Below are 19307 nucleotides of genomic sequence, written 5' to 3'. Positions count from 1 at the left end.
AAAAAGTAAATTCGATAGTCAAATAGGCTATCACCTACTAGAACACAAGGCGCGATCGCCCTTGGCGTTGGCGGAGCTATCGCTTTTCATTACCTTCTGATTAGTCTGCAAATAATCATGTAGCAAATTGCAACCCCGTGCCAGCAATTTTTCCAGTTCGATATCTGCCAAATTTTGGAAAATCACTGTACCATTACCACTACCCGCAGCCAGAGTCTTACCGTCGGGACTGAAGCTGACGCTGGTTAACTCAGCTTCATAGCCTTTCAAAGCAATCAGTAATGTCCCTTGTCGGTTCCAAATTCTTATTTTGTCATCACTGCTAGCTGCTAAAGTCTTACCATCTGGGCTAAAACTCACACTAATAAAACTATCGCCATCCCCTGCGAGAGTATTTAGCAAACCACCGTCCCGGCTCCAAAGTTGGACTGTGCTATCAATACTAACTGAAGCAATTACCTGACTATCAGGCGACCAAGCAACCCCATTTACCCGACGACTATGACCAATTAAGGTGTATAGTAATTTACCCTGTATACTCCAGATTTTCACGGTTTTGTCATCACTGGCTGAGGCTAGCAATTTACCATCTGGGCTAAAACTTACCCAATTCACTGCATCTTGATGTCCTTGCAAGGTGTTAAGCAGTTTACCGTCTCGACTCCAAAGCTTTACCGTTTTATCTTTACTAGCCGAGGCAATTACTTGACTATTAGGCGACCAAGCTACACTCAAGACGGTACTATTATGACCCTGTAAGGTGTTGAGCAGTTTACCGTCAGCACTCCAAAGCTTCACTGTTTGATCTTTACTAGCCGAGGCAATTACTTTACCATCTGGACTGAAACTAACTCCCCAAACTTGACCTTCATGCCCAGTGAAAGTACGGAGTAGTTTACCATCGCGGCTGAACAGTTTTACAGTTTTGTCTCGGCTCCCAGCTGCTAAAGTGCGATCGCCTGGGCTGAAACTGATGCTAGTTACCCAGTCATCATTATCGGCTTTGGGTTTTCGCAATAACACATCATCCCAATGCCAAAGTTTGATTGTTTTGTCCCGACTTGCAGAAGCTAAGGTGCGGCCGTCTGGGCTGAAACTGACGCTATTAACCCAATTATTATGTCCCTTTAGGGTTCCTAGCAGCACACCTTCAAAACTCCAAAGTTTGATTGTCTCGTCGGTACTTGCGGAAGCGATGGTATTACCATCACGGCTAAAACTGACGCTGGTAACTCCAGCACTATGACCTGATAAGGTTCGCAGTAATTTACCCTCCAGATTCCACAGTTTGATTGTCTGGTCTAAACTAGCAGAAGCAATGGTTTTCCCATCGGGCGACCAAGCTACACTTTTGACTGCATCATCATTTCCCTGTAAGGTTTTTAGCAGTTGGCCATCTCGACTCCACAATTTCACTGTCTTGTCAGCACTCCCGGAAGCAATGGTCTGTCCATCGGTTGACCAAGCGACACTCAAAACTGCACCATCATGTCCTTGCAAGGTTTTGAGCGGTTTACCATCCCGACTCCACAGTTTTACTGTCTTGTCTGTACTCGCTGAGGCAATAATCTGACCATCAGGGCTAAAACTGACACTATTTACTACACCTTGATGCCCTAATAAGGTAAAAAGCAGTTGGCCCTCTCGACTCCACAGTTTCACTGTCTTATCTTGACTGGCGGAAGCGATCGTTTGACCATCTGGGCTAAAACTGACGCTATTAACGACATCTTCATGTCCTGAGAAGGTTTTGACCAAGCTACCATTAGGAAGCCAAAGTTTAATTGTAGTATCCGCACTGGCTGAGGCAATTAATGAGCGGTCAGGACTGAATGTAGCATTATTTACCCCAGATAGATGTCCCTCCAAGCGATTATATTCTCTTAACCCAGAAACAGCTTGATAAAGCGCCGTCTGTACTTGCTCTCTTGTATAAGAATCTACCCAAACTGTTTGTTGTAATTTTCTTCCCGCCCTTAAACCATCTTTTAAAGCATCAATCCCTTTTTGCGATGCAAAGAGGGCTTCACTAGATGCACTGAGGGTTTTAATTTCGCTATCAACTACTGTGACGATGGAAACACTTAATCCTAATATGGCGAGAACAGAAGCAGTCAGAGCAATTTTCAATGAACGATTTAATTGAGCTTCACTAAGTCTTTGTTTCTTTTGACTTTCTGCAAGTTGAGCTGTTAGCTCTTTTTCTTTTAATTCGGCTCGTAATTGCTCAATTTGTAACTGACTTAATTCTTCTCGTTTGTGTAGTTCTCGCAATTCTGTTAATAAATCTAATCCCTGTTGGGGATGAGGTTCTACTAAGATAGAACGCTGCTTTTTCTGGCTAAGTTCGCTCTTAAGTCGCTCAATCTCAGCTTTACTTTGTTCTACTTTGTAGCGCAACTGATTTAGTTGTACTTGTAAGCTTGATTCTTGTTGTTGCAGATAGCGAATTAAGTCTACTAAATAATCGTGAATCAGTTGATAGCGTTCTGGTACATCAGGGAATAATACTACCAAACCGGAGCTAACTAAAATTTCTAATACTAACTCTAATTTGCTAGCATCTTCTAATTCTGCTAGCTGTGCTGCTAATTCAGCACGAGTTTTAAAAGGTCGGTTGTTACTTTCATCTGTTAATAAGTATAAGACGAGGAGAGCGGCTCGTTCATTTTCTGGACCGCAGTCTTTAATAAGTTCTTTAAGATATCTCTCGATAAGTTTGTTGGGTCTATATGGCTGATATTCTTCTAATGTAGTAATGCGCTCATCTTGAATTTGCGCTCCCACAACTTGTAATTCAATGGGGCGGACTTCTCCAAATTCTGTAGATAAATCTTCAATTAAGGCATCAATTAATGCAGGTTCTAAATTAAACTGCGATCGCTCGGTCAATTTTTGGATAATTGCTTTGGCATATTCTGGCGAAAAGTTATTCAACTGGTAGCGAATATGCTTGTCGAGAATATTATTATTAATCGCTTCTAGCGCCGAGAGATGTTTAAAATCTAACAGACGATGTAAATAATCTTCTCGCAAGGAAAGGATAACTTTGACAAAGGGTATATTGAGACAATCGCTAATAAATTTATCAAACTCTTGCTTTTGGTTGCGATCGCTATAACCAAAGAAAAATTCTTCAAACTGGTCAAAAATTAAAACTGTGATCAAATGGTTGTCAGCATTTTCTTGGAGTTGTTGTAAAATTCTGACAATAGTGATAGGTGTATGAGAGTAGGGCAAAACCTCCGCCGCTTCAATGGCTGTTTCTAGCTTAATATCAGCGTATATGGCAAGGGATGCGTCACTAGACATCGCCTCACTTAAAGATTTCGCTAATTCTCGCGCCCAATCGGTATAAACTTGCAGTACTACAGGCACGGCTATTTGGTCGCCAATGGCTCGATTTTGCAGTGCTGGAACTAAACCCGCCGTGACGGTAGAACTCTTACCTACCCCTGATTGACCGTGAATCACCGTTAGCTTTTGATCGGCGCGGCTAATTCTGCCAATTAAGTTATTAATATCACGCTCCCGACCAGAAGCAGCAATTTCTAAAGCAACGCTACTAGTTCCAGAAGGTGCCATTAATGCAGGGTTTGTCGCTTGTCTTTGGGGTTGCAAGCGTCCTGCACCAATAAAAGCCCGAAAACCGTACTGCTGCTCAACAGAACGCCGTTTCTGCCGAATGTAATAGGCTTCTAAATAGCGACCTTCTTCAAAATATAGCGATCGCAGTGTCCGCAACAAGCGAATATAACGATGGGCATCATATTGATGGGCACTGCTTTCTAAGGCTGCTGGTAGTTCTTTTGTTGCTTTTTCTAAGTATTCATGAGCAATTACTAGCTCACCTAAATTTCGCTGTGCTTTCGCCAACACTAAATAGTAAATTTGCCCCAGCAGTAATGGAAATAAGCAGTTATAAGGATCGTTGTGCTTTTGGGCTTCACCTAATTTCAGCAGCGATACGTGTGCTAATATACTCGCCTGTACCCACCGCGACTGCTGCACAGCCACTTGTGCCAGAAAACCGTAGTCACAAGCTAATTGAATTTGATTACCATAAGTTTGATGCAATTCCAAAGACTTTTGAGCAACAGTCTGCAACTCTTCCCACTCTTGCAGATATTGCAAAACTTCTGCAAGTTGACCGATAAATCCAGCAACTACATCTAAACGCCCAGCCACCTGTAAAACATGCAAACATTGCTGAAAATAAAATTTAGCTGTGTACCAATGACGACGGTTTTCTAATTGATTTTGCTCTGCTAAACGGCAATAACACAGCCCAATATAAAACAGCAAAACTCCCTGTCGTAGAAGTAGAGGAGATGGCCGATTAGGAGGCGTAGACGAATAAAATACCCCCTCATCTCCCCCTGCTTCCCCTGCTCCCCTGCTCCCCTGCTCTCTTGCTTCCCCTATTTCCTCTAACTTTTGCCAAACTTGTAAGCTTTGCTGAAAATGGCTTAAAGCTGTATTGATGCGATCGCTAATATAATTATCTAGACCAAAAACAAACTCTAAACTAGCGTATAATTCTGGCTCTAAGGTAATACCACGATTGTGCAACTCTTCAATGGCAAAGTGGAGTTCATAGCTATTTTTCCAGACTTGCTCCACAGTAAAATAATGCTTTGCAACTTGAGGAGGTTGATGTTGTCCAGCATCGCTTGGTAACACCGTGGCAAATAAAGAGTCTGTTTCCTGTTGCAAAAATTGCCGTAATGATTGAGTTGTCATCTCAAACCGAATCGGTGTAGCCGCCCAACTAGCAAAATCTGGTGCTAAACGGACTACCTTTTGCAACACTTCTTCATTCACCCACAAAATCATCGGGAATGGGTGGCGTTTGCGAAATTCATCACGAATATGATTGATAGACCTTAATAGGTCATCGATTTCATCTACTGACTCTAAACCCAAAATCATCAACGCCGATGGCCGATTATCTTCAGTTACCAGTTGTAAATGAATACTTGTGTAAAGACTTCTCGCATTATGCGGCAGAATTACCTTTTGAATCTGGTGTACTCCTGAAGAGAGTTCTTCGAGTCGTTGCAACATAAGCTCTTGCAAAACTCGATAATTGCAGCACACCAAAACCAGAGAGAATTGACCGCTAGAAAGGGCAATTGCTCTCCCCAAACTCCTTAAAGCCCGCTCATTAGCTGCTCTTATATCTGCTTGTGGGTGTCGTTCAACCATGATTTAAATTTTTCCGTCTCTGCTAAAACTGGGTTGACGGCAAACCAAGCCCCCTGATGATCTCGGTATTCAAATACAAATAAACTTCGCAATAAAGTATGGTATTCTATATCACCTCTCACTCTCTGCTGTTGCACCACCTGAAAGATTAGTTCCCACTCATGGGGGTCAATGGCGTTGGCTCGGTAATCTCGCTGTCTGCGAATCACCAAATCGACACATTCCCGCTCAAAAGGTGGATCTTGTTCTCTCAGACAGTCAAACAGTAACCCTAATAAGTCGCGGACATGACCACCACTAATCAAGCACAAGCGATCTAAGGTTTCTAGACTATCAAACACCTCTGTAATTAAGCCTAACCGATCGCTAGGTAAAATGTCTGGAAAAGCTCTAGCTAGAACCATTTGCCGTAACATTGCTAGCCCTTGAGGAAAAATCTCTCCAGAGCGCAGACGTACAGGTATCATCGGTAATACTTTTGGTGCGACTCCTCCCCCTAAACGATGCTGAAGTTCGGCGCTATCGTTGGAGAAAGTCAGAGCTAAAGGAATAGTGTAGACTACATGACAATTCAGTTTTCGTAACTGTTCACCACGCTGAATAAATAAGTATTCTGGCAGCGATCGCCCCGATGGTAAAGGGCGAATTGCGACTCTATCCAAATTATCAACAATAACTACTAGTCCTTTTTTACCTCTGGTTTTCAGTTCCTTGTTGGCACGTTCTAGTAATTCTTGATTAATTGACTGTAAAATATTTGCTGTTCGCGGTTCTAGATAATCTCTTAACCGCCGCCGCAATTGGGGACTTTCTTTAGTTTTAGCTGTAATTTTGGCAATTCCCACAGACAATTCTGCTTCTACTCCAAGGTCAATTGGCGTTTGCAGAAAATCCACAATTTCACCAAACAACTTGGTAAAGTAAGTAGGCTTGAGCCTAATTTTCATGGCTTCTAGGCTTTCACTTACTTGTCCTGCGATCGCTAATAAAATATCAGTCACATCCACATCTGCCATTTCTAAGACATGGGTAGACTCAAAGTAAACGACATGAAATTGCTGCGCTTCTAACTCAGCTTTCAGCCGCAACAACTCCGTTGATTTTCCACAGCCGAGATGTCCTGTAAATAACTGACAAGTTGGTGTATCCGGTGATATCCGAGCGATCGTGCGCTGCAAAGCCTCGATGATTTTACCACCCCGCACCGCAGCAAAATCGATATAGTACCTGCGATCGCTGGCGTTTCCTATGATTAGAGGTCTGCTCGGATTGCAAGCCTGATAAAATCTTTCTAAATCTAGGAGCATAACTAATCAAGTTCACTCAGTAATGGGAATGACAAAATTTATTGAATAAATATATTGATTTTAGGGAATTTATGCCTTATTTTAATCAAACTACTAACTAAACTAGCAACATTTCGGATAATTGTTTATACATAAGTTAGATGTAGCACAAAGTAATACTGAGATTTTAGTTAAAATAAGCAGAAATACTACTATAAGTACAAATAGCAATAATATCTAATATTAAATAAGTTACTCTTATCAATATTAAAAACATCCAATACAAAAAAAGGTACTGTTAAGTACAGTTTTGTAGCTGTCTTGAACCCGTCATCAGCTTGAGTTATTGAGAGCTTCCGTCACTTTGGCGAAAAAATAATCTACAATCCTTGCAGTATAAGACTTTTAGCAAGAATGTTGGTTAATTACAACTTCAATTTAGGGACTGACAAGAAATAAATTATCCATCTTGTAGGGTGGGCATCCTGCCCGCCGTGAATATGGGACGGGTGTTCGCCTAGCGGCACGTAGTGCTGACACCCATCCCATTGCTACCGAGACGAGGACTTTTCAAACATCCTCTTAGAGCTATTTTTGTAAATAGATTTTGCCTCTAGTTACAAAAATAACGATTTTGTTGATGACAGCTTTTAAATTCAGAGTGATACCATTTCCCGGAATGCCTGATACAAATGATTTGTCTCTAACTCTTTCCCCCTGCTCCCTGCTCCCCTGCTCCCCTGCTGCCTATTTGTATCAACTTTAAAGTGAAATAGTATGACTACCCCTGAAGTATTGACGCTCGCTAATCTACAATCCCATTGAGTATAAAATTATCTTGTCATGTAGCTTATCAGGCAGAATATGCTTTAGCACCGCTCCGAGTTTGGCATCTTGTCCAACCAGATAGCGCGTCTTGGGTTGTTTTGCAGTGAGCGCATGAACAACAGTCTGAGCGACAATATCCGCCGAAATTCCCTTAGATGCGAGAATCTGCATTTTCTTGCGGACAATATTCATTGCTTGACCGTAGAGATTCTGTGCCGATTGTGGTAAATCGTACTGTGCTACTTCAGATTGACTTAGGGACTTTTCCCAGATTGGGGTAGCAATAGAACCAGGTTCAATAATTGAAACCGAGATTCCCCAAGGACGTAATTCCATCCGCATCACATCCGTGAGTGCTTCCAAGGCAAACTTAGAAGCATTGTAAGCTCCCAAGAACGGCGTAGGACTCCTACCAGCAATGGAACCCATATTGATAATTCGACCCCGACTTTGACGTAAAAGACCAAGAAATGCTTGTGTCACAGCTAATTGTCCGGTGACATTAACCTGCATCTGGTGTTGAAATTCTGCGATCGCTAATAATTCTAAAGGCCCAGGGATAGCAATTCCGGCATTATTCACTAAACCTAAAATTCCAGTACCACCAACTTCATTTGTTACCTTATCAACCGCAGCTGCGATCGATTCAGCATCAGTAACATCTAAAAAAATTGGCATGAGTCTTGGCGATCCTTTCTGCTTAAGTGTTTGAGCATCAATATCTTGACGCACACCAGCAAAAACAGAGAAACCCAACTGGTCTAAAAGCAAAGCAGATGCTTGACCAATTCCTGTTGAAGCTCCCGTAACCACTACTGTACGTTGATGTTCTAAAACCATTAATTTTCTTTTTTTATGATGGGACTGCGGTAATTACGTTAACGAAACGGGGCGTTCGCGATAGCGTCTCGTAGAGAAGCCCATTACGAATTACGAATTACGAATTACGAATTAGTATCAGTCTTTACAAGTACCAAACCGAAGACAATCTTCGGTTTGATCATCTCTAGCTGATATTTGCCAAGGCAATATGCGTGAGTGGGCATTTGTACTGTAAGCAATTAGAGCAGCTATTACGGGAGGCTGGTTTTTGACAATTGTCACGTCACTACTACGACTGTTACTTAGTCCAACATTGCATAAATAAACAGGCAATGCCATCAAGACAATGCAAATTGTCCGGTTCATACTCAACCTCAGCTAAAAATTTCCGATTGCGCTATGTATGTATAGATGCCACCTTGATGAACCGGATTTTTAAAACTGAGTATTATATGTTAATGTTGTGTGAATTTACCCAGCGTTACTAGTAGTCTGTCCCATAAGTTTTGCAAGGCTGTAAGATCCCGGACTTCTTAAAGAAGTCCGGGATCTGCTCACCCTCACCTATCACAATTAATGTGACAGACTACTAGCCGCAGAGACGTGATTTCTAAATTATCAGTTCCACCCTTTTTTAGGTTAGGCATTGCCTACAAGATGGCTTCCTACTAACTTATGCAGATGCAACCCGAAAAAACAGGACAAAAAACCCACAGCACCCAAAAACATATCTTGGTGACTCCATTCCCTAGATAAAATAATGAAGAGTGCTGAGTTTCAAGTTCTAAGTAAAAAATCTTGCTTATTACTTAGCACTCAGTTATAAATGTTGCCTACTAGCTGACTCATGCCGCCTTTACAAGACGTAGATACTGCAAACGTTCCCAACATCGACCCAGAAGAATATGGCAACTCAGATACAGATCCTCTTAATGAGTTGCCAGATGAAGTTGAAATGTCCCTTTTCGACCACCTAGAAGAGTTACGACAGCGCATTTTTTATTCGCTGATTGCCGTAGCGGTGGGGATTATTGGCTGTTTCTTTGCCGTTAAGCCAATTGTCCAGCTGCTTGAGGTTCCAGCACAAGGAGTAAAATTTCTCCAACTTGCACCCGGAGAATATTTCTTTGTGTCCTTCAAAGTTGCAGCCTACACTGGTTTAGTACTTTCTAGTCCTTTCATTCTTTACCAAATTATCCAATTTGTGCTTCCAGGACTGACTCGCCGCGAACGCCGTTTACTTGGGCCTGTGGTTTTGGGTTCGAGTGTGCTGTTCGGCGCGGGGTTAGTATTTGCCTATTTACTCCTTATCCCCGCAGCTTTGAAATTTTTCATCAGCTACGGAGCAGATGTAGTTGAACAACTTTGGTCAATAGATAAATATTTTGAATTTGTGCTGCTACTGTTATTTAGCACTGGTTTAGCATTTCAAATTCCCATCATCCAATTGTTGCTCGGTAATTTAAATATTGTCTCATCAGAACGAATGGTTTCTGGTTGGCGTTACGTGATTATGGGAGCAGTAGTTTTAGGAGCTGTGCTGACACCTTCGACTGATCCTCTAACTCAAAGCCTTTTAGCTGGAGCCGTTTTAGGGCTTTATTTCGGTGGTGTTGGACTGGTGAAGCTCACAGGTAAATAATATAGGGAATAGATGACAGGTGACAGGGAATAAGTAAAATTATTAACTCATTACTAATTATTCCTTAACCCTTGTTCGCGTAAGAGGGTATCAGACCATAAAGCATCTTCTGGTTTTAGGGGTGGTACTGGTTCTTTATTATAATCAATTGCTAAGTAATATCTGGCACGATTGTATATACCATGCAATAAAGATTGCAAATCTACAATCGCTTCTGTATCTTCTGACTGTAACGGTAATGAAAATACGGGAATCCTTTCTCTGACGCTAAATCCGTATAATTTAGCTTGAGGACGTGTTTCACTTCTGCTAACAATAATTTGATAATCTGTTACAGGCACTTCCCCTAAAATTGACATGGCTTTTCCACTTCTGAGTAAATTAATTTCGACTAAGTGAGAAAGACTAGCTAAAACTTGTTTGCGTTTCAGTTGATATGCTTTTCTACCTTCGCCTGGGCGTTTATTTTTAGGAGATAAAACTTCGATAGAAGTTACCACAAAACCTGTAGAAACTTCTCGAATTTCTAAGTAATTCTCCGTAATATGTTCAGGTAACGGTATCATCACCGTAATGCCTTCTGACGTTTCTGTTTGGGTAGTAGTTGATGAGTATTGCTGCGGTGATTTGTGTTGAGAAAAAATAGAAACATCAGGTATACCAACTAATACAGAATCTGAATTATCACTTAAATAAGTACGTTGTTCAATTGCAACTCGATACTGTGGGGGAATATTTTCTTCAATAGTATCTGCTATAGCTGTAATGAATCGATGATGTAATTCTGACCAAAATACAGAATTTTCTAAATAAGGATTCATTCCGGGAAATGGAAAATTCATAGTTTTACTATCCTGAAATGACGGATTAGAATAATTCTAAATTAAGGAAGAAAAACTTGGTCATAATATCCATTCTGAAGAACGTTCACCTAAATCTAGAGGAATGCTAACAGCTTTACCGAGCCGGGGGCGATCGCGTGTTTGGGTAATAAATGTTTGTACTTGTGTTGACCCACCCAAGGCATGAAGATAATTAGCAATGCTGTCAAGATGCTCTTGGTACTCCGCCTCACTCAAGGGAAAAGAAGCTTGCTCCAGATATTTCCACATTACTTGCAAAAATATCTTTCCCTGTGCCCGCCGAAACTGGACATCGTAAGAATATCCCCACTTATCAAGCAACATCTGACGTAATTCCTGTCCTGTCATAGCTTTTTTCAATCAGATTTTACATTTAGTTATGATGTTAAGTTCCGTGACTCCAGTATGATAAGGATATAAAGAAATGTAATGCTAACAGAAAAGATGCTTTTTATATCTTGGAACAAAGAAGTATGGCATCGTTGTGAGCGCTAGCATTTCGACTTAGACAAGAGTTCCTCAAGTACAGTACTTTTGTCAAAATGCTTAACAAAATACACAAAGAGCGCGTAGATTATGGCTCAATTTTCTGAATCAGCAGACGTGCCCGATATGGGGCGTCGTCAGTTCATGAATCTGCTCACTTTTGGGACTGTTACTGGAGTAGCTCTGGGTGCATTGTATCCCGTTGTCAACTACTTTATTCCACCCGCAACCGGTGGTGCTGGTGGTGGTGTAACGGCAAAAGACGAGTTAGGTAACAATGTTAGCGTCACTAAATTTCTAGAAAACCGGAATGCAGGCGATCGCAACCTAGTCCAAGGACTGAAGGGAGATCCTACCTATATTGTGGTAGACAGCAAAGAGGCGATCAAAGATTATGGCATTAACGCCATCTGCACTCACTTAGGTTGTGTCGTCCCCTGGAACGTTGCTGAGAACAAATTTAAATGTCCTTGTCATGGTTCTCAGTATGACGAAACTGGTAAGGTTGTTCGGGGCCCAGCACCGCTATCTTTGGCTTTAGCCCATACCAACGTCAGCGACGACAAAATCGTTTTGACCCCTTGGACAGAAACCGACTTCCGCACCGGTGATGCACCTTGGTGGGGTTAATCATTTTGTCCTTAGTCCTTAGTCATTTGTCCTTTGTTTAGGGCCTAATGACTAATGACCAATGACTAATGACCAATGACTAATGACAAATTCAATCGTTGCCCTTATTAGAGATGAGAAATGTTTTCCGAACAGCGAGGTTAACTCGCAGTGCTAGAGCGATCGTAAAAACATTGCTCATAGCGATCGCCACTGTGACATTTTACTTCACCAGCGATCTAGCCCTTCCCCAATCAGCTGCCGCCTATCCATTTTGGGCACAGCAAACCTATCCCGAAACCCCCCGCGAACCAACCGGGCGGATTGTTTGTGCCAACTGTCACCTAGCAGCCAAGGTTACAGAAGTGGAAGTTCCCCAATCGGTACTACCTGACACTGTATTCAAAGCTGTGGTGAAAATCCCTTACGATCTGGCCGCCCAGCAAGTTGGTGCCGATGGTTCCAAAGTTGGCTTGAACGTCGGTGCTGTACTGATGCTACCTGAAGGCTTTAAGATTGCTCCCGAAGACCGGATTTCCGAAGAACTTAAAGAAGAAATTGGCGACACTACCTTCCAACCCTACAGCGAAGACAAAGAAAATGTCGTCATCGTCGGCCCTTTACCTGGTGAACAGTATCAGGAAATTATCTTCCCAGTTCTTTCTCCCAACCCCGCAACCGACAAAAACATCCACTTCGGTAAATATTCAGTTCACGTAGGTGGTAATCGCGGACGCGGACAAGTTTATCCTACTGGCGAAAAGAGCAACAACACTGTTTACAACGCTTCCGCTACTGGCACAATTACCAAGATTGCCAAAGAGGAAGATGGAGATGGTAACGTCAAATATCTAGTCAACATCCAACCTGAATCAGGTGATGTTGTCGTTGATACCGTTCCTGTAGGGCCAGAACTGCTTGTTTCCGAAGGGCAAACAGTTAAGACTGGTGATGCTTTGACCAGCAACCCGAACGTCGGTGGATTCGGTCAAATAGATGCAGAAATCGTACTGCAAGACGCATCTAGAGTCAAATGGATGATTGCGTTCACCGCTCTTGTAATGTTGGCTCAAGTTATGCTTGTGCTGAAGAAGAAGCAGGTTGAGAAAGTTCAAGCTGCTGAGATGAATTTCTAAATTCTTTGCTAAATCATTTCTTGTAGGACAGGCATCTTGCCTGTCTTTTTTAATGTTAATTACACGAAACCTGAAAATTTTGAGCTTAAGTCTTAGTAAACTTTGAGCGTAAATACTTTAAAATTTCCTAGTCTGCTGAGGTACAAATCTCTGCGTACCTTTGCGCTTTACTTTGCGTTCCTTTGCGTTTCAAAATATTAGCTTGCTATGCAGAACCCTTCTAAACTTGTTCCTTATACCCAAGAAATAAGCGATGAAATGGATGATTTACTAGCTGATGTAGTTATAGATTAATGGCTGCATTAACTTGTAATGGTTGGCAGATTTTTTTCTAGCCGTTGTTTAACGAACAATGGGTAGAATTGCGTAATAGGGTTCGTGTTTTAAAAAATGATTTACCTAAAGAAGAATTTATTAAACATTCAAATGTAAAATTATTAAAAGCATTGAATATTGGCATTAAAGAAAAAATTCCTCAAGACCCTTTTGCTAGTCACTTTGCTTTGCAAAAACCTTTGCAAAAGTATAGTCGGCTCAAAAAAATGGAGCTAACTGAACGATATAGATTATTTTTTAGATCATTTAAATAACCAAAAATCATTATTATTCTTTGGTTGGGTTTTCCTCGGAAGGAAGGTGATAAAAAAGATTGTTATCAAGTTTTTAGCAAAAAAGTTGAAAATGGGGATTTTCCCGAAAGTATTGATAATCTGCTTGCAGAATGTGAATTAAAAGATCCTGAAAATTCAAACGAAGATTAAGCAGTGATTGGATACAGCGATCGCATTTTGAGCGATATTATTGAATCTAGCCCTAGTTGAGTTGAGGGATTTACCCATGACAGTCTCAATAGAGTATATTCCCGTTACCCCGATTGAGTACCCAGATGAGGACGGTAAGCCGATGGCTGAAGGAGATATCCAGTGCAGTTACTTGACTTATGCAAGAAATGCGCTACGGATTTATTTCCAAAATCACCCAGATGTATACGTCGCTGGTAATCTATTTATTTACTACGAAAAAGGTTATCCAGAATTGGTTGTCGCACCAGATGTATTTGTAGTCTTTGGAGTGGAAAATCGTGACAGACGCTCTTACAAAACCTGGGAAGAAAATAATCAAACCCCAGATTTTGTCCTAGAGATTACCTCAAAAAGCACCCGCAGCAAAGACCAAGGCGCAAAGAAAGGAATTTACGCCTTTCTGGGAGTGCGTGAATATTTCCAATATGACCCCACAGGCGATTATCTCAATCCCCAACTCCAGGGTTTACACTTGGTCGATGGGAATTATTTTCCAGTAGCAGCCAATACCCTGCCAAATGGTACAGTGTCCCTAGCTAGTCAAGTTTTGGGGCTAGAGTTACGCCTGGAAGCAGGAAAACTACGTTTTTACAATCCAGCTACAAGTCAAACACTGCTAACTCATGAAGAGGAAGTAGCTGCACGAGAAGCCGCAGAAGAGGCTAGACAGCAAACGGAGCAAAAAGCGCAAAGATTAGCTGCTAAACTTCGAGAACTAAATATTGATCCAGATAGCCTTTAGCTAAATCCGGCAATGTTAATAAAATAATAGGGTGAGTATGATTTACCCACCCTAACTATGCTTACTGAATTAGACAATAATCTCAAAGTTCTCCGTTAATCTTACGCCTGATGATTTCCATCTGCGCTTGCATATCAGCTTCTGTCACAGGCATAGGATACTTTGGAGAATTAGGGTCGCGTTTGCTCATCAGAAAACGTATAGCTTCAATGTCTTCACGGTTTTCTACGACATAAGCTCTCAATTCTGTAAAACTCATTTGTTCATAATTCGGGTTCATTGACAAACTCCCATTCGCCATTGCGATAAACAATAATTTGCAGTTCATCCGCAGATAGAATGTAAACTTCTCCGATTTTGTCGTCAAATCGAAATAAGCGGATGTCTTTGTAAAGATTTGACAGCATTTGACAAACCCGTACACACGCTAAGGCTTGCTCTGTTGTTGGTAAAATAAACGCTCCTCACTACTAATATAGGGTGAGTTCGATGAACCTCTCCCTCCCAGCCTCCCTTTCCGTTTCGGAGAGGGAGGAGTATGAAAAATTAGGCTTTTTGCTCCCCTCTCCGCATCGGAGAGGGGCTGGGGGAGAGGTCAAAAAAGATTTGTCGAACTGACGTTAATATAAGGTGGGCAATGCCCACCCTACTGCTGTTGATTACTTTTTGTGAAGACTATAACGGACGGTAGACGCGATAGTTGATTTCGGGGAAGATATTATCCATTAACTCGACTTTTTCTAGCCAACCACTGTCAACTTTGCCAACTTTAACGTCTTCGTAGAGCTTATTGAACCGCATCAGGTGCGATCGCGTCCGTCTAATTGCGTATGGTACCATTGTTCCCGTCCGCATAATAAACGCCCAGTCAGAAGATTGTGCTAATAGCAGTTCCCGCGCCGCTTGGTTAAGCGCTTTCCACTGCAATTCATCCTCTGGTTCCAAATGCGAGATTTCAATCATCCGTTCAGCAGCTTTGTGCAAATGCGGATAAACCCACGCATTTGTTTCGTTCAACCAATATTCGTGGAAACCCTTGAAACCCCAACTCGACTGCGAAGGACGACAGACTTGCTGTGTTGGCTCATCTCGCAAATAGTCTGCTAAATGGGTCATTTGATATGTTTTTTGGTCATACCACGATTTGCGGAATAGGTAATCGATGAACCAGGGGCCTTCATACCACCAATGTCCAAATAACTCTGCGTCATAAGGCGAAACGATAATTGGCGGGCGCTGCATTATACCATAGAGATGCTCAGATTGCCGCTCTCTGTTATACATAAAGTTATCAGCGTGTTCTGCTGCCTTTTCCCTAGCCCAATAAGGATCGTAGAGTGCCTTATCTGATAGACCTAAACCACGTCCAGTAATCTTGTGATACTTAATACCCGTATTTTTCCGTTGACCATTGGGCATGATGTAGGGCTTGATATACTCATATTCTGCTTCCCAGCCCAAATCTTTGTAAAATTCTCGATATTCCGCCGCTCCAGGATAGCCCACCTCAGAAGACCATACCTGTTGAGAAGATTCATGATCTCGACCAAAGACAGCAACACCCGTTTCTGTATAAATTGGGGCATAAGTACCAAAGCGCGGCCGGGGACGGGCGTAAAGGATGCCATGCCCATCTGTGAGGAAGTAGCGTAACCCAGCATCAGCTAGCATTCGCTCTAAACCTTCATAGTAGGCACATTCCGGCAACCAAATGCCTCTGGGTGCTTGTCCAAAGGTTTGCTCATAATGCTCGCAGGCTACCTGAATTTGCGCCCATACCGCCTCTGGATACATTTTCATCAACGGCAAATAGCCGTGAGTAGCGCCGCAAGTGATGATTTCTAGGTTATTACTATCTTGGAACTTCTTAAAAGCTGTCACCAAGTCACCGTCGTAGCGTTCCCATAGCTGACGTGCTTCGCTAAACTCAGTAGCGTAATGCTCGGCTAAATAACGAAGATGCCCGTTATTGACATTATGTTCTGCTTCTAGTTGTATAAGTTCTTCTAGTTGGGCTAAGTGTGCTTCATAGCGTTCTTGAAGCAGAGGATCGCGGAGCATTGACACGAGAGGAGGTGTCATGCTCATCGTGATTTTAAAGTCGATACCGTCTCGCTTTAAGCCTTCAAATACTTTCAATAAGGGGATGTAGGTTTCTGTGATGGCTTCATAGAGCCATTCTTCCTCCAGCACGTAGTCACTTTCCGGGTGACGAACGAAGGGTAGATGTGCATGGAGTACAAGCGCGACGTAGCCGATAGCCATAGTGATTTTGGGGTGATACTTGTAAGTTGAAGGCCGAGAAGTCTAGCTGAAATTAACAATATTTTAAGACTTTATGGGGATCGTAAGAATAGTTTTCAATTGAGTTAAATATAGTGTGTGTACGGACACAACAATGTTATGCCCCAACCCCTTGTTATTGTTAACTAGTTGTAAAACCTGCCTATTTGCTTATTGTATAAGCCTCTGCTGAAAATATTTACTCAGGTTCAACAACAGAGGCAGTTCTTGCTGATCGCCTTTGGCTTTACGGGGAAGCAAGCTACACGTAGCATCTCTAAGAGTTGCTATGCCGTTGGTGTACTCCTACGAAGAAGCAAGCTACGCGCAGCATGTCGCAGATAAACCTCTCGTTCGCGTTAGCATCTCCCATAGGAGAAGGAGAAGAGTATGCTTTATGCTATGCGATCGCAAATCATAAATCCAAAGCTGATGAGATATTATTGCAATAATAATTATTATTATTTCATAATTTTCAGCTAAAAAATATATTTATTACTTTCTCAACTTGACAACTATAGATAGATATTACCTAAAAATTTTATTCGATCTATTGACATTAGTTATCAATGAGTTGTATTGTCTCAAAGGTGATAGTTAGGATTAACTCTCAATAGTTCTAATTCAACCAATAAAGCTTTTGCACCTACGAATCATGCTCAAAGCACATTTTGATTAATGCATTAGTGTGTCAAATTTTGTGATGTGTGAAATTTGTCTTGGCAAAATATTGAGTTTTTTCTCAGGAACTCGAATATAGATAGTGTCAATTACTTCGGCACTATCTACATCGATATATTTGACCTCAGAAACTTGTTTGATGCTGAATAATCAGCGATCGCAGACTGGGGTTGGTTCTGTTGGAAGTTTACTACACCAAATTTTCGGAAATATTCTCAATGACATTCAATACCAACTTCAACAATTCATCTACCTCATTTCCTGGCAGTGGCATTGAAGATTTAAGTATATTTTGCACCGCATCATCACCCCTAGATTTCCGCCTCCCTCACTCCTGCTCCAGTGCCCCGATCTACGGCACGCCTGATGATGATGTGATTACTGCCAAGGGTAGAAGCACCGTCTTTGCAGGGGAAGGGGTAAACCTGATCACCACTGGGCTAGGTAATGATGTCATTTACTCTGGTGGTAGCAGTGATTTCATTGATGCGGGTGGTGGGAACAACACCATCTTTGCAGGCGAAGGCAATAACCGCATCGTAAGCAGGGACGGCAACGATGTCATCTATGCCGGTGCAGGGAACGATACGATCTACTCCGGCAAGGGCAACGACACGATTTATGCTGGGGCGGGTAACAACGTCATCAATGCAGGTACAGGCAGAGACTCTTTGTACCTTGGCAGCATCGGCAACGACAAGCTGATCCTAGAAGGCGGTGCCGGCTCCGTTACCGTGACTGGCTTTAACATCACATCCGACAAAGTGCGGTTGGGAGCAAACCTCCTGGGTAAATCTCTCAGCTTTGCCAGCGAGAACGGCAACACCCTAGTGTTTACTGGTCGGGATCTACTGGCAACACTCAAAGGTGTGGCAGCTGGATCGCAGGCTTTGATAGACAATGGCCCGCTTTACCGCTATCAGGCAACGGATTTGGGTTCTCTGAGTACCAACCCCAACGGTGCAGTCAACGCGGCTTCGATTAACGACTTCGGACAAATCGCCGGACGCTTTGATACAGGCGCAACCTTCACCAATACGAACGCTACAACTGGTGTAGTCCAACCCAACAACCTCGTGCGTCAAGGCTTCATTTGGGAAAACGGCACCTTGAAGGCGCTAACTAGCACTGGGGTGAAGAACGGTCAGTCTGATTTTGGTGCAACAGACGGCACAACCATTACTTTGCTCACACCCAATCTGAACACCATCAGCGATCGCGGCATTATCCTCGGAACGGGTGATGAAGTGCGGCAACCGATTCCTAAACCTACCGATCGTGCCCTCTTCTGGAAAAAGGACAACAACGGCACTTACAGCCTGACAATTAACGATTTTGGCAAAGTAGAAAGTTACTTCTTTGACACCAACGAGAGCAACCTAATCGTCGGTCGCAACATCGATGCACTAGAGTTTGATAAGCCGCTTTACCTGGAAAACGGTGTGGTAACAGGCTTGGCAGAACTGGGCGGCGATGGCGGTACAGCCCGTGGAGTCAACGAAAGTGGTCAAATCGTTGGCTATGTGGACAGCGACGGAATTTTAGATGGTGTGGCTAAGAACACCGCCATTCTGTGGGAAAAAGATACCAACGGTACGTATCAACTCACCAACCTTGGTACTTTTGGTGCCGAACAAGCCACTCTGCGAGACATCAACAACAGCGGTCAGATCATTGGCTCCACTAGTAACGGAACTGGAGCCACCGCCACCAGTACGCCATTCTTGCTTCAAACAGACGGCACATTTACCGCGATCGGTAGCTTGGGCGGTAACACAGGTTCCGTCAATGGCATCAACGAATTCGGTCAAGTAGTCGGGGCTTCTCAAATCGCCGCAGGTACGAATCATGCCTACGTTTGGACAGCAATTCCAAATTCAAAAATTTAAGAGGAATCAGTCGTCGGAGAGAGTGGTGA

The 19307-nt window shown here is 42.6% G+C and carries 15 protein-coding genes and 1 pseudogene; 7 read left to right on the top strand and 9 right to left on the bottom strand.

The window, feature by feature from the left end; genetic code table 11:
• Positions 1-30: 30 nt before the first annotated feature.
• The 4 genes from HWQ36_RS02790 to HWQ36_RS02775 form a co-directional block, all read right to left on the bottom strand.
• Positions 31-5208 carry a hypothetical protein gene (locus HWQ36_RS02790; RefSeq protein WP_292697870.1) on the bottom strand — a complete coding sequence of 1726 codons (5178 nt, stop codon included), beginning with the start codon at positions 5206-5208 and terminating at the stop codon, positions 31-33.
• Entirely contained in the window at positions 5178-6515 is a 1338-nt protein-coding gene (locus tag HWQ36_RS02785) for a P-loop NTPase fold protein (RefSeq protein WP_292697868.1), read from the bottom strand. Before HWQ36_RS02785 ends, HWQ36_RS02790 begins: the two co-directional genes overlap by 31 nt.
• A gap of 789 nt (positions 6516-7304) precedes the next feature.
• Positions 7305-8162 carry an SDR family NAD(P)-dependent oxidoreductase gene (locus tag HWQ36_RS02780; protein ID WP_292697866.1) on the bottom strand — a complete coding sequence of 286 codons (858 nt, stop codon included), beginning with the start codon at positions 8160-8162 and terminating at the stop codon, positions 7305-7307.
• A gap of 117 nt (positions 8163-8279) precedes the next feature.
• Positions 8280-8510, bottom strand: a complete 231-nt coding sequence (locus tag HWQ36_RS02775; RefSeq protein WP_292697864.1) for a hypothetical protein — start codon at positions 8508-8510, stop codon at positions 8280-8282.
• A gap of 481 nt (positions 8511-8991) precedes the next feature.
• Between HWQ36_RS02775 and tatC the strand changes: the two genes are divergently transcribed.
• Positions 8992-9786, top strand: a complete 795-nt coding sequence (gene tatC / locus HWQ36_RS02770) for a twin-arginine translocase subunit TatC (RefSeq protein ID WP_292697861.1) — start codon at positions 8992-8994, stop codon at positions 9784-9786.
• Positions 9787-9839: 53 nt separating this feature from the next.
• Here the strand turns inward: tatC and HWQ36_RS02765 are convergent, their stop codons facing one another.
• Together HWQ36_RS02765 and HWQ36_RS02760 are read right to left on the bottom strand one after the other, a co-directional pair.
• On the bottom strand, positions 9840-10628 hold the full coding sequence (locus HWQ36_RS02765; protein WP_292697859.1) for a DUF4058 family protein: 789 nt from the start codon (positions 10626-10628) through the stop codon (positions 9840-9842).
• A 60-nt stretch (positions 10629-10688) separates the two neighbouring features.
• Positions 10689-10997, bottom strand: coding sequence for a DUF3067 family protein (locus tag HWQ36_RS02760; RefSeq protein WP_185585129.1), 309 nt, complete (start codon positions 10995-10997; stop codon positions 10689-10691).
• Positions 10998-11225: 228 nt separating this feature from the next.
• Between HWQ36_RS02760 and petC the strand changes: the two genes are divergently transcribed.
• The 4 genes and pseudogenes from petC to HWQ36_RS02740 all read left to right on the top strand — a co-directional run bounded on the left by petC (position 11226) and on the right by HWQ36_RS02740 (position 14425).
• The gene (petC, locus tag HWQ36_RS02755) at positions 11226-11765 is read left to right on the top strand and encodes a cytochrome b6-f complex iron-sulfur subunit (protein WP_292697855.1); all 540 of its coding nucleotides are present in this window, start codon (positions 11226-11228) and stop codon (positions 11763-11765) included.
• 113 nt (positions 11766-11878) lie between these two features.
• Entirely contained in the window at positions 11879-12880 is a 1002-nt protein-coding gene (petA, locus tag HWQ36_RS02750; protein WP_292697853.1) for a cytochrome f, read from the top strand.
• Between the two features lie 338 nt (positions 12881-13218).
• Positions 13219-13641: pseudogene (locus HWQ36_RS02745) on the top strand (type II toxin-antitoxin system YhaV family toxin).
• Between the two features lie 76 nt (positions 13642-13717).
• Positions 13718-14425 (top strand): Uma2 family endonuclease, encoded by a 708-nt coding sequence (locus tag HWQ36_RS02740; RefSeq protein ID WP_292697851.1) that lies wholly within the window; start codon positions 13718-13720, stop codon positions 14423-14425.
• Between the two features lie 82 nt (positions 14426-14507).
• Here the strand turns inward: HWQ36_RS02740 and HWQ36_RS02735 are convergent, their stop codons facing one another.
• The 3 genes from HWQ36_RS02735 to HWQ36_RS02725 form a co-directional block, all read right to left on the bottom strand.
• Positions 14508-14684, bottom strand: coding sequence for a hypothetical protein (locus HWQ36_RS02735; RefSeq protein ID WP_292697849.1), 177 nt, complete (start codon positions 14682-14684; stop codon positions 14508-14510).
• Positions 14685-14688: 4 nt separating this feature from the next.
• Positions 14689-14832, bottom strand: coding sequence for a hypothetical protein (locus HWQ36_RS02730; protein WP_292697847.1), 144 nt, complete (start codon positions 14830-14832; stop codon positions 14689-14691).
• A gap of 268 nt (positions 14833-15100) precedes the next feature.
• Entirely contained in the window at positions 15101-16690 is a 1590-nt protein-coding gene (locus tag HWQ36_RS02725) for a glycoside hydrolase family 57 protein (RefSeq protein WP_292697845.1), read from the bottom strand.
• A gap of 781 nt (positions 16691-17471) precedes the next feature.
• Between HWQ36_RS02725 and HWQ36_RS02720 the strand changes: the two genes are divergently transcribed.
• Both HWQ36_RS02720 and HWQ36_RS02715 read left to right on the top strand, forming a co-directional pair.
• On the top strand, positions 17472-17666 hold the full coding sequence (locus HWQ36_RS02720; protein WP_292697843.1) for a hypothetical protein: 195 nt from the start codon (positions 17472-17474) through the stop codon (positions 17664-17666).
• Complete coding sequence (locus HWQ36_RS02715; RefSeq protein WP_292697841.1) at positions 17608-19278, top strand: hypothetical protein; 1671 nt, start codon at positions 17608-17610, stop codon at positions 19276-19278. The genes HWQ36_RS02720 and HWQ36_RS02715 overlap by 59 nt, the downstream gene beginning before the upstream one ends.
• Positions 19279-19307: the final 29 nt, after the last annotated feature.

Source organism: Nostoc sp. NMS2 (genome assembly GCF_017115105.1).
Classification (GTDB): domain Bacteria; phylum Cyanobacteriota; class Cyanobacteriia; order Cyanobacteriales; family Nostocaceae; genus Nostoc.
The sequence above is the reverse complement of the archived record's forward strand: the minus strand, read 5'-3'. Positions and strand labels throughout refer to the sequence as shown.

What these genes read in the sequence shown, in the direction of transcription:
- HWQ36_RS02790 (WP_292697870.1), bottom strand. Translation starts at nt 5,208, where the DNA reads ATGGTTGAACGACACCCACAAGCAGATATAAGAGCAGCTAATGAGCGG.
- HWQ36_RS02785 (WP_292697868.1), bottom strand. Translation starts at nt 6,515, where the DNA reads ATGCTCCTAGATTTAGAAAGATTTTATCAGGCTTGCAATCCGAGCAGA.
- HWQ36_RS02780 (WP_292697866.1), bottom strand. Translation starts at nt 8,162, where the DNA reads ATGGTTTTAGAACATCAACGTACAGTAGTGGTTACGGGAGCTTCAACA.
- HWQ36_RS02775 (WP_292697864.1), bottom strand. Translation starts at nt 8,510, where the DNA reads ATGAACCGGACAATTTGCATTGTCTTGATGGCATTGCCTGTTTATTTA.
- tatC (WP_292697861.1), top strand. Translation starts at nt 8,992, where the DNA reads ATGCCGCCTTTACAAGACGTAGATACTGCAAACGTTCCCAACATCGAC.
- HWQ36_RS02765 (WP_292697859.1), bottom strand. Translation starts at nt 10,628, where the DNA reads ATGAATTTTCCATTTCCCGGAATGAATCCTTATTTAGAAAATTCTGTA.
- HWQ36_RS02760 (WP_185585129.1), bottom strand. Translation starts at nt 10,997, where the DNA reads ATGACAGGACAGGAATTACGTCAGATGTTGCTTGATAAGTGGGGATAT.
- petC (WP_292697855.1), top strand. Translation starts at nt 11,226, where the DNA reads ATGGCTCAATTTTCTGAATCAGCAGACGTGCCCGATATGGGGCGTCGT.
- petA (WP_292697853.1), top strand. Translation starts at nt 11,879, where the DNA reads ATGAGAAATGTTTTCCGAACAGCGAGGTTAACTCGCAGTGCTAGAGCG.
- HWQ36_RS02740 (WP_292697851.1), top strand. Translation starts at nt 13,718, where the DNA reads ATGACAGTCTCAATAGAGTATATTCCCGTTACCCCGATTGAGTACCCA.
- HWQ36_RS02735 (WP_292697849.1), bottom strand. Translation starts at nt 14,684, where the DNA reads ATGAGTTTTACAGAATTGAGAGCTTATGTCGTAGAAAACCGTGAAGAC.
- HWQ36_RS02730 (WP_292697847.1), bottom strand. Translation starts at nt 14,832, where the DNA reads ATGCTGTCAAATCTTTACAAAGACATCCGCTTATTTCGATTTGACGAC.
- HWQ36_RS02725 (WP_292697845.1), bottom strand. Translation starts at nt 16,690, where the DNA reads ATGGCTATCGGCTACGTCGCGCTTGTACTCCATGCACATCTACCCTTC.
- HWQ36_RS02715 (WP_292697841.1), top strand. Translation starts at nt 17,608, where the DNA reads ATGACATTCAATACCAACTTCAACAATTCATCTACCTCATTTCCTGGC.